12 protein-coding genes and 4 pseudogenes are annotated in these 15,397 nt (G+C 39.9%); all 16 read right to left on the bottom strand.

Features of this window, described 5'->3' with window-relative positions:
- Nucleotides 1–3 precede the first annotated feature (3 nt).
- Nucleotides 4–236, bottom strand: a pseudogene (nqrM, locus tag ACZ1G6_RS11925) ((Na+)-NQR maturation NqrM).
- 23 nt (nucleotides 237–259) lie between these two features.
- The gene (locus ACZ1G6_RS11930; RefSeq protein WP_472616492.1) at nucleotides 260–1,282 is read right to left on the bottom strand and encodes an FAD:protein FMN transferase; all 1,023 of its coding nucleotides are present in this window, start codon (nucleotides 1,280–1,282) and stop codon (nucleotides 260–262) included.
- A 75-nt stretch (nucleotides 1,283–1,357) separates the two neighbouring features.
- Complete coding sequence (nqrF, locus tag ACZ1G6_RS11935) at nucleotides 1,358–2,590, bottom strand: NADH:ubiquinone reductase (Na(+)-transporting) subunit F (protein WP_472616493.1); 1,233 nt, start codon at nucleotides 2,588–2,590, stop codon at nucleotides 1,358–1,360.
- An 18-nt stretch (nucleotides 2,591–2,608) separates the two neighbouring features.
- Nucleotides 2,609–3,216: pseudogene (gene nqrE / locus ACZ1G6_RS11940) on the bottom strand (NADH:ubiquinone reductase (Na(+)-transporting) subunit E).
- A gap of 5 nt (nucleotides 3,217–3,221) precedes the next feature.
- Complete coding sequence (locus ACZ1G6_RS11945) at nucleotides 3,222–3,854, bottom strand: NADH:ubiquinone reductase (Na(+)-transporting) subunit D (protein WP_472616494.1); 633 nt, start codon at nucleotides 3,852–3,854, stop codon at nucleotides 3,222–3,224.
- A 9-nt stretch (nucleotides 3,855–3,863) separates the two neighbouring features.
- Nucleotides 3,864–4,628 carry a Na(+)-translocating NADH-quinone reductase subunit C gene (locus tag ACZ1G6_RS11950; protein WP_472616495.1) on the bottom strand — a complete coding sequence of 255 codons (765 nt, stop codon included), beginning with the start codon at nucleotides 4,626–4,628 and terminating at the stop codon, nucleotides 3,864–3,866.
- Nucleotides 4,618–5,877, bottom strand: a complete 1,260-nt coding sequence (locus ACZ1G6_RS11955) for an NADH:ubiquinone reductase (Na(+)-transporting) subunit B (RefSeq protein WP_472616496.1) — start codon at nucleotides 5,875–5,877, stop codon at nucleotides 4,618–4,620. Before ACZ1G6_RS11955 ends, ACZ1G6_RS11950 begins: the two co-directional genes overlap by 11 nt.
- A gap of 3 nt (nucleotides 5,878–5,880) precedes the next feature.
- Nucleotides 5,881–7,222: pseudogene (locus tag ACZ1G6_RS11960) on the bottom strand (Na(+)-translocating NADH-quinone reductase subunit A).
- A 399-nt stretch (nucleotides 7,223–7,621) separates the two neighbouring features.
- Nucleotides 7,622–8,800 carry an enoyl-ACP reductase FabV gene (fabV, locus tag ACZ1G6_RS11965; RefSeq protein ID WP_472616497.1) on the bottom strand — a complete coding sequence of 393 codons (1,179 nt, stop codon included), beginning with the start codon at nucleotides 8,798–8,800 and terminating at the stop codon, nucleotides 7,622–7,624.
- A 75-nt stretch (nucleotides 8,801–8,875) separates the two neighbouring features.
- A pseudogene (locus ACZ1G6_RS11970) lies at nucleotides 8,876–9,974 on the bottom strand (TRAP transporter substrate-binding protein).
- Nucleotides 9,975–10,014: 40 nt separating this feature from the next.
- The gene (locus ACZ1G6_RS11975) at nucleotides 10,015–11,388 is read right to left on the bottom strand and encodes a TRAP transporter large permease (RefSeq protein ID WP_472616498.1); all 1,374 of its coding nucleotides are present in this window, start codon (nucleotides 11,386–11,388) and stop codon (nucleotides 10,015–10,017) included.
- Entirely contained in the window at nucleotides 11,388–11,903 is a 516-nt protein-coding gene (locus tag ACZ1G6_RS11980) for a TRAP transporter small permease subunit (RefSeq protein WP_472616499.1), read from the bottom strand. The genes ACZ1G6_RS11975 and ACZ1G6_RS11980 overlap by 1 nt, the downstream gene beginning before the upstream one ends.
- 119 nt (nucleotides 11,904–12,022) lie before the next feature.
- Nucleotides 12,023–12,319, bottom strand: a complete 297-nt coding sequence (locus tag ACZ1G6_RS11985; RefSeq protein ID WP_472616500.1) for a SemiSWEET transporter — start codon at nucleotides 12,317–12,319, stop codon at nucleotides 12,023–12,025.
- Between the two features lie 95 nt (nucleotides 12,320–12,414).
- Nucleotides 12,415–13,035, bottom strand: a complete 621-nt coding sequence (locus ACZ1G6_RS11990) for an FKBP-type peptidyl-prolyl cis-trans isomerase (protein WP_472616501.1) — start codon at nucleotides 13,033–13,035, stop codon at nucleotides 12,415–12,417.
- A gap of 99 nt (nucleotides 13,036–13,134) precedes the next feature.
- The gene (locus ACZ1G6_RS11995; protein ID WP_472616502.1) at nucleotides 13,135–14,106 is read right to left on the bottom strand and encodes an FHA domain-containing protein; all 972 of its coding nucleotides are present in this window, start codon (nucleotides 14,104–14,106) and stop codon (nucleotides 13,135–13,137) included.
- Nucleotides 14,097–15,374 carry a S1 family peptidase gene (locus ACZ1G6_RS12000; protein ID WP_472616503.1) on the bottom strand — a complete coding sequence of 426 codons (1,278 nt, stop codon included), beginning with the start codon at nucleotides 15,372–15,374 and terminating at the stop codon, nucleotides 14,097–14,099. The genes ACZ1G6_RS11995 and ACZ1G6_RS12000 overlap by 10 nt, the downstream gene beginning before the upstream one ends.
- Nucleotides 15,375–15,397: the final 23 nt, after the last annotated feature.

The raw sequence follows: 15,397 nt of genomic DNA on the forward strand, positions 1-15,397 counted from the left end.
AACTTATAAAATCTGGTCTTTTTTCCACTCATCTAACTTAGCTTGACGTGCAGCTTCCTTTTCTAGTCTTGCTTTTTTTCGGTCACATGGCTCTGGACAATCACACGCTTTTTCAACGCCTAATGCTCCTAGTCCACCGCAGGAACCAGAAATACTTTTTTCTGAAAAATATAGCCCACTGCCATTGCTAAGCTCATTAATAAAAAGAAGCCAAAGGCTAAAATAAATGTACTCATGTTTTTCTCTTTTAGTTAGCTTGCTAATTAACTATTGTTACATTTTGTATGAATTGAGAACTTTTATATTCCACAAATTCACCATCTTCGTTAGTAATAAATAATGCTGACAACTGATTCTCTTCAGCTACCCTAATCCCTTCTTTTGCACCAAGCACTATAAGAGCAGTCGCTAGACCATCTGCAAGCATAGCGTTTTGTGCAACAACCGTAACTGATGCCAAATTATGTTCTATCGGCTGTGCAGTTTGAGGGTCTATTAAATGTGAATATCGACGTCCATCTAGCTCATAATAGTTCCGGTAATCACCGGATGAAGCCATTGCATTATCACCTATCGTAATTATACGTTGAACAGCTCTTTCATAGGTAATCGGTTTTTCTAGTGCTATTAACCAATCTTTTCCATTTCCTTTGTTGCCTTTTACACGCACCTCACCGCCAATTTCAATTAAGTAGCTATGCACACTATATGACTCTAACAGTTGAGCCAATCGATCTACAGCATAACCTTTGGCAATGGTAGATAAGTCGATATAGACTTTATCGTGTTCTTTAGTCAATACATTACCTTCAATGCGAAACTTATCTATTCCAATGTATTCTTGTATTTGGGTTAATTCATCTATTGTGGGAACTCTGTCAGGCTTAAGATTAGGCCCAAACCCCCAAAGATTAACCAACGGACCAACCGTGATGTCTAATTTACCTTCACTAAGTTCATAGATATCTAATGCTTGTTGAATCACCAATGCGGTTTCATTTGACAAGGTTATTGGCACACCCGCTTTTGCTTTATTTAAGCGGCTTAACTCGGAGTCAGCTATATAAGTCGACATCAATTGGTTAATCACAAGCAGAAGTTCGTCTACTTGAGTTTGCATACCAACGGTGTCAATCGCCTGTAAATTTTTTGTGTCAGTAATATACTTAACCGAATAGCTTGTTCCCATTGTCCTTCCGGTAAAAGACAACTCCGTTACCTTGCTTGTAGCGCAAGATATTAATATTGGAATAGTGAGTATAAATAATACAAAGTATTTCATGTTTATATGCATTTCATGCCATTAATTAATAATAAAAAAAGGGGCTTTACGCCCCTTTTAGAATTCGTTCAGCGTTTAACCACCAAAATCATCCAACATAATGTTTTCGTCTTCAACACCTAAATCTTTAAGCATGTTGATAACGGCCGCATTCATCATTGGTGGACCACACATGTAAAACTCGCAGTCTTCTGGTGCAGGGTGATCCTTCAAATAATTTTCTAACAGTACATTATGAATGAAACCAGTGTCTCCTTCCCAATTATCCTCGGGTTGGGGATCTGACAATGCTACATGCCAATTAAAGTTTTCGTTTTCATTTTGAAGCATGTCAAAATCTTCAACATAAAACATCTCTCTTAGAGAACGCGCGCCATACCAAAAGGTAATTTTACGCTGTGTTTTAATTCGGCGAAGTTGGTCAAAAATATGCGAACGCATAGGTGCCATACCAGCACCTCCACCTACAAATACCATTTCGGCATCAGTATCTTTTGCGAAAAATTCACCAAAAGGTCCAGAAATAGTAACTTTGTCACCCTGCTTTAATGACCAAATGAATGACGACATTTTACCAGCAGGCAAACTAAGATTATTTGGCGGCGGCGTAGCAATACGCACATTTAGCAAAATAATCCCTTCTTCTTCTGGGTAGTTAGCCATTGAGTATGCACGAATTGTTTCTTCGTCAACTTTAGACTCCACATCGAAAAAGCCAAAATGCTCCCAATCTTTGCGGTACTCATCAGGGATATCAAAATCGCTATATTTAACGTGATGCGCAGGCGCTTCAATTTGAATATATCCACCGGCTCTAAAAGGAACACTCTCGCCATCTGGTATCGCTAATTTTAATTCTTTGATAAAGGTCGCTTCATTATTATTGGAAACAACTTCACAATCCCATTTTTTGATACCAAAGACTTCTTCAGGTAACTCTATCTTCATGTCTTGTTTTATAGCAACTTGGCAAGACAAACGACATCCTTCTTTGGCTTCACGTTTAGTAATGTGATCAAGCTCTGTTGGCAAAATCTCACCGCCACCATCTTTTATGTCTACACGGCACTGCCCACAAGAGCCACCGCCACCACAAGCAGATGACACAAAAATACCTGAATCAGCTAAAGCACCAAGTAATTTCCCACCTGGCTGAGTGGTAATCGTGTTTTCAGGATCATCATTGATGATGATTTTAACGTCACCGCTAGGAACCAATTTTGACTTCGCAAACATAATTACGAAAACCAACACCAATACTATGGCGATGAACATGCCAACGCCCAAGTAAATATCTACATTTTCCATCTATGTACTCCTTGCGCCTTAAAGCGACACACCCGTAAAGGATTGAAAGCCAAGAGCCATAAGGCCTGCAATCATAAATACAGAACCTAAACCACGTATACCATCAGGCATATCAGCATATTTGAGCTTCTCGCGAACTGCTGCCAATAATACAATAGCTATTGCCCAGCCGATACCACTGCCAACGCCATACACAATACTTTCAGTAAAGTTATATTCACGTTGCACCGCAAATGCGACGCCACCAAAAATGGCGCAGTTAACCGTTATTAATGGTAAAAATATACCTAAGGCGTTATACAAGGCTGGAAAGAATTTATCCAAAGTCATTTCTAGAATTTGAACAAGTGCTGCAATAACACCAATAAAGGTCAAGAAATTCAGAAAGCTCAAGTCCGCGTCAGGAAAGCCTGCCCATTCAAGCGCACCATAGGTGCCAAAATGCTTGTATATATTAGCTGATTAACCGGTACTGATATTCCAAGTACAACAATTACAGCAACACCAAGACCCATTGAAGTCTTTACTTTCTTTGACACTGCTAAGAATGTGCACATTCCAAGAAACAGTGTTAGTGCCATGTTTTCTACAAATACAGCACGAATTAGTAATGATACGTAATCCATTTTTATTATTCCTTAGGTTCAACTTGTTCTGGGCGAATAGTACGAATGCCCCAAATCATTAAGCCGATTAAGATAAAAGAACTAAATGGTAAAATTAATAAACCATTACCTGTGTACCAACCACCATTTTGAACCAATGGTAAGATTTCAAAGCCTAAAATCGTACCAAAGCCAAACAGCTCTTTTACTGTTCCGATTACGATTAAAATAAAGCTATATCCTAAACCGTTACCAATACCGTCCAAGAAGCTCATTGTAGGAGGTGATTTCATTGCATATGCTTCTGCACGACCCATCACGATACAATTGGTTATAATTAAGCCAACAAATACAGAGAGTTGTTTTGAAATCTCATAAGAGTAAGCTTTCAGCACTTGGTCTACCACGATTACCAACGATGCAATAATCGTCATTTGAACAATGATTCGAACGCTGGATGGAATTTGATTTCGTATTAGTGAGATAAACAAATTCGAAAATGCACATACCGTCGTCAATGCCAAAGACATTACTAGTGCTGTTTCAAGCTTTGTTGTAATTGCCAACGCAGAGCATATACCAAGTACATGCAAAGCAATCGGGTTAGAGTCTATAATTGGCCCAAAGAGGGCTTTTTTCATTTCTTTAGTGTCAGCCATCGTTGTTCCTTAAGATTTCCAAGATTGGTTTTTTAGGTAAGTACCAAAGCCATTTTCGCCTGCCCAGTACACTAGCGTGTTTTCAACACCGTTACTGGTTAGCGTCGCACCAGAAAGCGCATCGACAGCGTATGGATTATCGTTACCGACATTTTTAGCGACCGCGATTGCAACTTCACCATCTTTGAATAACTGCTTACCGTCCCACTTATCCTGCCACGCAGGGTTTAAGATCTCAGCTCCTAGCCCTGGCGTTTCTTTATGTTGATAATAAATCAGTTCGCGAATGGTTTGACCGTCATTATCTAAGGCCAAAAAGCCGTACATCAAATCCCATAAACCACTGCCATGAACAGGCAAGATAATGCGATTAATCACACCATCTTCGTTTTTGATATGGTAGACATTTGCAACATTTGCTCTGCGAGAAAACCCTACCTTTTTATCTTCAACTTTGATCGACATATCAGGCACTTTTGCCGCCTTATACATATCAAAATCTTCAGAAGGCTTTTCTACATAACTGCCACTGTCTAAATCAATAAATTTTTCTTCAACGCGCAAGTCATACATTTCGGCGATTTGTTGCTTTGTTGTACCTGGTTCAAGCAAACCTGCGGCACTTAATATGTTAGTCTTTTTGTCCAATGCAGCATTTGTTTGCTGAAGTGAACGTAGGCCCACCGCAGATCCTGACACAACAATTGAACACACTAAGCAGACGGCAACAACAATACCGACCGTTTTTCCTAAAGTTTCTTTTTTAGCCGACACGAGCAAGCCTCCGTTTAATATTGCTTTGTGCAACAAAGTAATCAAACAATGGTGCCCATAAATTAGCAAACAATATTGCTAGCATGATTCCTTCGGGGAAAGCAGGGTTTAAAGCGCGAATAAATACCGTCATAAACCCAATAAAAATACCATATGCCCACTTACCTTGATTCGTAAATGATGCAGAAACAGGATCTGTCGCCATGAAAAACATACCAAATGCCATACCACCGATCACAAAGTGAAAATACCAAGGCATGTTGAGCATTTCATTTGACGACGTTCCGCCGCCAATTACGTTCAGTAAAAACCCAAATACTGCAGCACCTAACGCAACACCGGCAACTATGCGCCAACTTGCTATGCGAAGATAGACGATTAAAGCACCACCAATAAGTATCATCGCCGTCGATACTTCACCAGCGGACCCGGGTATGTTACCCATAAATGCTTGCCAGAATTTGTCGGCTGAATACACTAGCTCGTTTGCAGCCGGTGCAATACCCGCTGCGGTGTATTCCGCAGCGTCTTTAACACCGTTTGCCGCTTGTGTTAGCCAAGTAGCACCCGAGTAACCATCAGCTGCAACCCATACTCGGTCACCCGATATTTGAGCAGGATAAGCGAAATACAAGAATGCTCGACCTGTCAATGCTGGGTTAAGAAAGTTTCGACCTGTGCCACCAAATATTTCTTTGGCAATTACCACACCAAAAGTAATGCCTAAGGCAACTTGCCATAAAGGTATAGTGGCAGGTAGGGTCAATGAGAACAATACAGAGGTAACAAAGAAGCCTTCGTTTATTTCGTGTTTACGAATTGAAGCAAACAACACTTCCCAAAAGCCACCTACAACAAAGGTTGTTGCATATATTGGCAAAAAGAAACATGCTCCATAGAGCATCATACCCATCCACGTGGTATCAGCCCCCATAGTGCCGCCTAAAGCCGTAAATAAGGCTGCTTGCCATATATCAGGAAGCATTCCTGCACCAGAAACAATGGCCGCGTGAGCTTGAGCACCTATGTTATACATGCCATAAAACATAGCAGGGAATGTTGCCATCCAAACCATGATCATGATTCGCTTAAGATCAATACTATCTTTAACGTGAGTTGATGCTTTATTTACCTTACCCGGTGTGTAAAAAATAGTCGCAGCAGCTTCATAAAGTGCATAAAACTTTTCGTATTTTCCACCCGCTTCAAAGTCCGGTTCAATTTTTTCGATAAAACCTTTTAGTCCCATGACTTACCCCTCAGACTCAATAGTTGTTAATACTTCGCGTAACACTGGACCGTAATCATACTTTCCTGAGCATACATAAGTGCATAACGCTAAATCTTCTTCATCTAGCTCTAGCGCTCCAAGCGTTTGTGCACCGTCTGTGTCACCAGATAACAGGTCTCGCAATAATAATGTTGGAATAACATCAAGCGGCATGACGCGCTCGTAGTTACCGATTGGCACCATAGAGCGATCTGAACCATTAGTTGTCGATGTCATATCAAATAGTTTTTTGCCACTTAAGTGTCCTAAGTACGCTCTAGTGACGGAATGTTTGTCGCTACCAAGGCGCAATCCATCCCAAAAACCTTTTCTCTTTGTCTTCGGTTATGACCGAAACTTGGAGGTGAAAACGGCCTAGATATGAATGAGGGCCCGACGCTTTTGTTCCGTTTAGTACCGAACCAGATATAACCCGTACAGGTACGTCATCAAATTGCCCTTTAACCAGCTCATTCGTATTAGCACCAACTTGCGTTTTAACAACAATAGGTTTTGACGCAGCAGGACCAGCTATAGATACAACACGACTTACATCTAGGCTACCCGTGAGTATACTTTTACCGAGTGAAATCAGGTCCTGATAGTTGATATGCCACACTGATTTTGCAGGACCAACCGGGTCTAAATGATGAATGTGCGTTCCAACAAGTCCAGCTGGGTGTGGTCCAGAGAATTCGTGAACTTCTATTTTGTCGCCATTAGCTTCAATTGCGCTGCCCGCTGTTTTACACACAAATATCTTACCTTCAGTAAGACGTTCAAGCACTTTTAAGCCGTGTGCAAAGTCATCTTTTCTATCAGAAATAACAAGCTCAGGGTTCACCGCTAGAGGGTTAGTATCAGTCGCGGTCACAAAGATAGAATGTGGCGCAGCGTCAATGGCAGGCGCTTTGCTGAAAGGACGAGTTCTTAACGTTGTCCATAAACCAGATTCAACTAATACATCTACAATGGCTTGTCGGTCAGCCTTTGCCAGTTCATCTGCGTTAAATGAATCAAACGTGATTTCTTCATCACCTTTAATTCCGATCACAACAGATTGTAATACTCGCTTAGCTCCTCTGTTAATCTCAATGACTTCACCAGAAGCCGGGGCGGTAAACTTGACACCCGGGTTCTTTTTGTCTTCAAACAACAGTTGACCTTTTTTAACAACATCACCAACCTGAACATGCATGGTTGGGCGCATTCCTACATACTCTTCCCCTAAAATAGCTACCTTAGAAGGCGTTAGCGTGTCCGCTATCTCCTGCTGGGGCGCTCCTTTAATAGGAAGGTCTAAACCTTTTTTGATCTTTATCATATGCAAATTGCTACTCTCAAATAGTTACTAATTCAAATCAGCCTGAGTCAAGCCAGTTTAAATTAGTGCCTATTCCATTAGGTATTAAAAAAATACAAAGGTACTAGTGATAGTTCTTAGCAACGACGCTAAGCCTTTGTAATCTCATAAAGCTTTGCTTTTATTATTATTATTTGAGCAGTCAATGGTGTTCTGGGGAATGACAAATGTGACATAAATCATACCCCTACCATTTTGTGGCGCGATTTTAGCATTAACTCACTATAAAAGGCTATGGTAATTATACCAAAAGACTATTTATCTCATTAATACTGTTAAGCAGAAATGCCAGTGTTACATCAAATTAACGAATTTGAATTAACATCAGTTTTTTCCTGCTTTTATCTTAAGCTTAAGCTGTCAATCCCAAGACCTTAATGGGTTTTCATCGGCTTCATAGTCTACACCTTGAATCGAAAAACCAAATAAATTAAGAAAATCGGTATTATATCCACGATAGTCACTTAATTCATGAAAGTTATCTTGTGTGACTTGGTCCCACAAAGCTTTTATTTTAGCTTGTGTCGCGTCATTTGTTTCTTTTGCGTCCATGCGATATCGGTTCATATCGTCTAATGTGGGCGTATCAGAGTATATGCAGTCATTAAACAAACCAACAATTTGTTCAATGCATCCTTCATGTGTGCCCTCTTCTTTCATCACTTTATAAATAAGTGATATATATAACGGCATAACAGGTATTGCACTACTGGCTTGCGTCACTAATGCTTTTAAAGAAGATACATTTGCTTTTACATTACTTTGTGCCAAGGCGCTTTCAATTGCTTTAGCCGCTCTATCAAGATCTTCTTTTGCTCGCCCTATTGTAGCTTGTCCATAAATCGGCCAAGTTAATTCTTTACCTATATAAGTGTAAGCAGTCGTTTTGCAATTTTCACTTAACACTCCGGCTTCACCAAGTTGTATTAACCAGCGCTCCCAGTCTTCTCCGCCCATCACTTTTACAGTCTGAAAAATTTCGTCATCATTTGCAGGCTCAAGTGCAATCTCGTGTACTAAATCTTTATCCGTATCATAAGTTTTTGTTTTGTATGCTTGACCAACAGGCTTGAGGGTTGATTTAAATACTTCTTTGGTTACCGGATCAGTTCGGCGTGGAGACGCAAGGCTATAAATCACAAGGTCTACCTTACCTAAATCTTCTTTAATTTTAGCGATTGTTTGCGCTTTAATTTCATCAGAAAATGCGTCGCCATTAATCGTGTGCGCGTATAGTTGCGCTGACCTTGCTTGTTGATGAAAAGCCGCTGTATTGTACCAACCTGCGGTGCCTGTTTTGCGTTCACTTGGTTCTTTCTCAAAACAAATGCCTAAAGTATTTGCACCATAAGCGAACGCAGAAGTAATTCTAGAGGCTAACCCGTATCCTGTGGAACAACCAATAACAAGTACATTTTTGGGGCCAGAACTTAACGCTTGCGCTTTAACATACTCAATTTGTTTCTCAACGCTTTTGGCACATCCACTTGGATGTGCGTTGGTGCAAATAAAACCCCGTACTTTTGGTTTAATTACCATATTGCCTGCTCCTAAATTTCTTATTTCTCAGTATTTTTATTTATCTTGCGGGCAACCTCAGGTTACCCCTTTGTATTATCTATTGTTGTAATAAGCCTGCTCTGATAGCTCGTGATAAGCCTTAACACCTTCATAAAATTCGCTATAATGCTCATATATTCTAGCAAATTCAGGATCATCGTTTGCCATATTGCTTAATACTTTGGTAGTGGCAAGTTTTAAGGCTTCAATAACATCCTCAGGCAAAGGCTTAACTTGAATCCCATGCTGTTCAATCAATTGTTGCATGGCATTGTGATTCCGCGCAGTATATTCATCCAACATATCTTGATTAACAGCGCGTGCAGCAACCTCTACTATTTTTTGTAAATCACTTGGCAAACTCTTATACGCTTCTTCATTAACAATAAATTCTAAAGTAGTTACCTGGTTCATGCCAGCCACTGTGATAATAAAAATTCGCCGCTTTATGCAGACCAAACGCTAGGTCATTATACGGTCCTACCCATTCTGTTGCATCGATAGCGCCACTTTGCAAGGAAGTAAAAATCTCTCCCCCAGTAAGTGTCAGTGGTAAGCCTCCGACTTCTTTAAAAACCTCACCGCCTATACCGGGTATTCTCATTTTCAAACCTTGTAGGTCGTCGATAGAATTGATTTCTTTTTTAAACCAGCCAGCCATTTGCACACCTGAGCTTCCCCCAGCAAAAGGGATGACACCAAAAGGTTGATACAATTCTTGCCATAGCTCAATGCCTCCACCGTAGTGCAGCCATGCATTCATCTCAGTAGCATTCATGCCAAATGGAATGGCAGAAAATATAGGAGCAGCTGGCATTTTCCCCTTCCAATAGTACGCACCCGAATGTCCCATTTGCGCACTACCTTGAGAAACGGCATTAAATACCTCAAACCCTGGTACAAGTTCACCCGCACCGTATACTGTTACCTTTAACCTTCCACCCGACATTTCATTCACATATTCTGCAAACGTTTCGGGACCTTTACCTAAACCTGGGAAGTTTTTAGGCCAAGATGTAACCATTTTCCACTCATAACTTTGCTGAGCCGTCGGCTGTTCTGGTGTTACAGAAGCGTCAGAGTCTTTGTCATTACAAGCAAACAAAGTAAGTGAAATAAGTAACACAATGAGTGTTGAGAAAATCGTTTTCATATAGTTTCCTTTTGCTTGTTTGTGTTCAAGCGCCATGTAATTAACTTGGTGGATAAACAATATCAACTAACCAAGTAACAGTCTCAGGCCAAACAGCCATGATGCAAAGCAATACTATTTGCATTGCAATAAAAGGTAAGACACCTTTGTACATTTGTTCAGTTTTTAGCTCAGGTGGCGCGACACCGCGTAAGTAAAAAAGTGCAAAACCAAAAGGCGGAGTCAAAAAGGAGGTTTGTAAATTAACCGCAATCATGATCCCTAGCCACACTGGATCTATGCCCATGATAATCAATATTGGAGCAACAATTGGTACTACCACAAAGGTTATTTCAATAAAATCCAAAATAAACCCTAATAGAAATATCAAAACCATGACGATGAATGTTGCGGTAAATACACCTCCGGGTAAGCTAGTAAAGATATCCTTTAATAAAACCTCCCCACCCAGGCCTCTAAATACTAGCGAAAATATTGACGCTCCAATAAGAATTAAAAACACCATCGAAGTCACTTTGGTCGTTTCGTAAACGATATAGCTGACATTATCTCTATTTAATTGTTTTTTAATACCTGCTAAAAATAATGCGCCCATGGCTCCTACTCCTGCAGCTTCAGTAGGTGTTGCATAGCCAAATAATATTGAACCCAACACAATACCCATCAGAACAAGTGGTGGTAGCAAGGCAAGCAACAAGGCTTGCAAATTTGCATGCTCATTTTCTTGACCATGCGCAGGGACTTGATGAGCACTAAAGCGACTGACCGCCCATAGGTATAATAAGTAAAATCCTACTAGTATTAGACCGGGAATCAAGGCACCAACAAACAAATCACCAACAGAGACACTATCAGGAGAAAAAATTCCCATCGACAACTGTGCTTTTTGGTAAGCGCTGGATAAGACATCACCTAGTAATACCAATGCAATTGATGGCGGAATGATTTGTCCAAGTGTGCCAGTAGCACAAATGGTCCCTGTTGCCAAAGAAGGACTGTATCCTCGTTTGAGCATCACTGGCAAAGACAATAGCCCCATTGTCACAACAGTCGCACCAACGATACCTGTGCTAGCTGCAAGTAGCATCCCTACTAAGACTACAGATACACCTAAACCTGTTTTATAACGTCCCAATAAAGAAGACATCGCCACAAGCAAGTCTTCTGCTATTTTTGATTTTTCTAATATAACTCCCATCAGAACAAACAAAGGGACAGCAATAAGTGTTGAGTTACTGATTATACCGAACAGTCTATTGGGCGTTGATAATAAATAACTGGCATCAAACACGCCAAACACAATACTCACAGCAGCAAACAATAAGCTGACACCTGCTAAGGTCAAGGCAACTGGATATCCCAATAAAAGTGTTAGACACACTAGTGCAAATAGAACAAGCGCTAAAAATTCCATTAGACTTGCCTGCGCTTTTCATTGAGTAAATAAACGGTATGTTTAATTACTTGTGATAGAGCTTGTAAAACAAAGCTTATTGAAAATATTAATAAAAGGCTTTTTAACAGGTAAACAAAAGGCAGGCCTCCTAGCTCTCTGGATGTTTCAAACAAAGACCAAGATTCAAGAACATAAGCGCTGCAGCTATAAGTAATGAACAAGCTCAGTGGTAACAAGAAAAAGATGGTCCCGAGCAAATCGACAATCTGTTGATGCTTTGGTGAAAAATTGCGATAAAAAACGTCAACTCTTACATGCGCATTTTCTTGATAGGTAAACGCGCTGCCCAACAAAAAAACAGCGGCATGAAGATACATGACAGACTCCTGCATTGCTATCCAGCCTAGATTAAAGCCATAACGCAAGATAACAATCGTCAGAGTAATGATTGCCATCAATAAGGTGCCATAAGCAATGAATTTACCCATTTTTGCATTAAAAGCATCTATCTTGTGACTTATCCAGATAAGCATTTATTCACCTTGTTGTTATATTTTGAGGCTTAAATGTCTTGCAATATCAATCTATCAACTGCAATTGTAGTGAGTTGTCGAACTGCTTTCAATCTTTTATGTGCCAAGCCAATGAAGGGTTAAGTGCTAGTTTTTTCGTATTCGTCTTGTTTTATATTCTTTACTTTGACCACTAAAATAATGGAGGAAAAAAGCAAGGTGAAAATATTAGCGACGATAATCGGATAAATATTTAATGCAATACCATATAGCAACCAGAGCGCGACGCCTAGCACAAAACTAATATACATACCCAAAGATAAGGAGCGAGTGTCTTGAGTTCGAATGACCTTGATAGCCTGTGGTAAAAACGATGCAGTGGTTAACAGCGCAGCGGCGTACCCCATTGTCTCGAACGATAAAAGCTCATAATTCATATTTCTTACCTTTAATTATTTGCACATAAATATCTATAAACAAAAAAGCCAACTCACGACAAGTTGGCTTTCATATTTTTTTAACTCAGCACTATTTATGCAATGATATCAAGAAGTTCTACGTCAAATACCAATGTTGCATAAGGTCCTATCGCTGCGCCTGCACCTTGTTCGCCGTAAGCTAAGTCATGAGGAATATGCAACTTCCATTTGTCACCTACAGACATTAACTGTAAAGCTTCGGTCCATCCTTTGATTACACCATTAACGGGAAACTCAGCTGGTTGTCCGCGATCATAGCTACTATCAAAAACCGCACCATCGGTTAGCATGCCGTGGTAATGAACTCGCACAGTCGAATCTGCTGACGGCTTATCTCCTGCACCTTGATTGACGATTTCATACTGTAAACCCGAGTCAGTGACATTGATTTCATCTCTTTTAGCATTATTGTCTAAATAATCCTGTCCCGCTTTCATTACGCCTTCAAACTGCTCTTGCTTAGCAGCTTGCATGCGATTGTGGATTTCATTAAATGCGACTCTTAAATCATCATTACTGACTTCAGAAGCTTGCTTAGAAAACCCATGAGACAAACCTGCCATCACAATCTCAACGTCTAACCCTTCAAATGGATTAGATGCTAATTGCTCACCCATTTGATAACCAATACCATAACTTGCTTGCTCTTCAACGCTTGTATATGTCTTTGACACATTCACTCCAATATATTTGCGATAATTTTCGCGAAAGATTCTAGCACAATTGAAACCAAAAATCGTATTTGCGACAAAACATACACCTAGACACCAATATCATTCATCATCCGAGGTTTTATCTTGAATCTCACGCTGTGTTTTTACAAATAAACTCTGGCTGTTTTCAACAAACATCTGAGAATCTTGCGCTCCACCTACTAAAAACTTAGGTGATACAATTGATGCGTCGACACTAGGCGGTGAAATAATCAATTCTGTATCAAAAAATGCAGGCAAGTATGTCACGCTGGCAATAGCAAAAGTGGTAGTGAGTACTAAGGTATTTCGGCGAAGCCGACTTTGCTGAAAGGCGACATATAGTAATAGCCAAAATACACCTATACCAATTGTCCATGATACTAGCGTTAAAATAAACGAAGCTGTAGCGACTACATCAAAATTAAATACTAAGAAAACGCTGAGGTAAGAAAGAACAGTCACAATAACAGTGCCAATAAGTAGAACATTAAAATGACTAATAATCCGTGCTTCTTTTTTGTTCAGAATCGACAATAATCCCAAAAATAAAGGAATAACACTAAACACCAAGACAACACTAATGGCACTTAGCATCAGTTCACTGGTTTGAATTTTTGAGAAACTGCCTAAGATGCTCTCCAATAAAGTAATACCAACCAATAAAACCATTAGACAGGCAAAAATCTTCTTATTCCCTAAAAACTCTATCTTTTCTTCCAAGGGATCTAACTTCAAAGTGGCCTTCTCAAGTGTATCGGCAAGTACTATTTTGATACGAGAGCGGCCAAGCGTGACAATGTCATCTTGATTCACCAACGCTTGTTGACAGCTTTTTTTATTGATCTTTACCCCGTTTACAGACCCCTTGTCAGTCAGCAAGATTTTTCCTTCTTCGGTTATCTTGGCATGTAAATGCTCATGACAAACATAAGGGTCATTAATATGCACATCGTTGCTGAATGAGCGACCAACAGACGCTTCTTTTTTATCCACGTACTGTTGACTTAAAACTTGGTTATTTCTAGAAATTGTTTGAAACACTATTGCCATGAGATTGAATCCAAAAATAATTGGGTAAACTGTTTGATTGACTCTTCACTGATGCCCGAGAGTCTAAACTGAGAAACCAAGCTACCCGTTTCCTTATCAAGTGTCGCAGATACGAAAACCGCGTCAAACAGGCCTTCATAGTCAGCATAAGCTTTTATACATAAAACAGATTTACTAGTAACTTGCTTGGCATTTTTGGTAAGATCTTGCTGGCATTGGTACTCCGAAAAGTGTTTTTTTAGTCCTCCAGAATACATATATGCAAAGGCTACTTGAGTATCAATTAAATTGTAAAATCTAATCGTATTGAGTAAATCGCTCTCAAACCATTCAAAACTAAAAGAAACGTCTCCAGTCTGCACGCTATTACTCACATACACATTTTGCTCTAGCTGACAGTTCTTTCTAACAACGAGGTATTGCGCTTCTTTATCGTCCGCATTTGACCCTCCCCAACAATTTATAAAATCGGCAATAGTATCCGGAACTGATGCATCGCCTAGGGAAGTTTGAGGCCAAGGCTGATTGATCAAACTAGAGACCAAGTCTACCTGATTTTCATATAGTTGCCGTTTAATCATGGTGTCATACTCAGATGTTGCCATGACTTCGTGATTTTCTAACAAGGTTTGGAGTTTACTCAGCGGAACAAGAAATCCGAGTTGATTCCCTGCAGATGCCACATTTACGCCTACTATTTCACCCGACTCATTTACAACTGGTCCTCCGCTCATGCCTGAGTTCACCGAGCCGGTGAAGTGAATTCGCTCATAAAAAGTATTTTGTTGCAAACCATTGTAAGTACCCGGAACAACAATCATGCCTAGATCATGCGGATTACCTAATGAATAAATTGAAGAACCTTGAACCGGTAATGATTGAGCAAGTGAGAAATAGCGGCCGGCTTTTTCATCCTTTTCTATGTTAATTAACGCTAAATCATTTATCACATCAAAATTGATCAAATAGGCGGCTGTGCTTTTACCATAAATGTCTTCAGCTTCAATTCGGTATTGGCTAGGAGACTCTATATAATCAGATACAACATGATAATTTGTAACGGCCAAACCATCTGCATTAATAATGAAACCTGAACCAATCGTTGACTTTTGGCCTGACTCAATATCCATTATTTTGACTTGATAGAGCATATCTTTATAGTCTGTGTATAAGTCTTGCGCGGAATCTTCAGCAAAGACGCTTTGTATGCCAAGCAAATAAAAAATACAAACAAATGAGGAAACGCTGAGTAAATTATTACACTTCAAAAAAACAACCTTGCATCCTGTCG

This window comes from Glaciecola sp. HA4-3 (assembly GCF_055693685.1).

Excerpts from the sequence above, each read along its gene's own strand:
- ACZ1G6_RS11985 (WP_472616500.1), bottom strand. The coding sequence starts at position 12,319 with ATGAATTATGAGCTTTTATCGTTCGAGACAATGGGGTACGCCGCTGCG.
- ACZ1G6_RS11955 (WP_472616496.1), bottom strand. The coding sequence starts at position 5,877 with ATGGGACTAAAAGGTTTTATCGAAAAAATTGAACCGGACTTTGAAGCG.
- nqrF (WP_472616493.1), bottom strand. The coding sequence starts at position 2,590 with ATGGAAAATGTAGATATTTACTTGGGCGTTGGCATGTTCATCGCCATA.
- ACZ1G6_RS11995 (WP_472616502.1), bottom strand. The coding sequence starts at position 14,106 with ATGGCAATAGTGTTTCAAACAATTTCTAGAAATAACCAAGTTTTAAGT.
- ACZ1G6_RS11980 (WP_472616499.1), bottom strand. The coding sequence starts at position 11,903 with ATGCTTATCTGGATAAGTCACAAGATAGATGCTTTTAATGCAAAAATG.
- ACZ1G6_RS11945 (WP_472616494.1), bottom strand. The coding sequence starts at position 3,854 with ATGGCTGACACTAAAGAAATGAAAAAAGCCCTCTTTGGGCCAATTATA.
- ACZ1G6_RS11930 (WP_472616492.1), bottom strand. The coding sequence starts at position 1,282 with ATGAAATACTTTGTATTATTTATACTCACTATTCCAATATTAATATCT.
- fabV (WP_472616497.1), bottom strand. The coding sequence starts at position 8,800 with ATGGTAATTAAACCAAAAGTACGGGGTTTTATTTGCACCAACGCACAT.
- ACZ1G6_RS11975 (WP_472616498.1), bottom strand. The coding sequence starts at position 11,388 with ATGGAATTTTTAGCGCTTGTTCTATTTGCACTAGTGTGTCTAACACTT.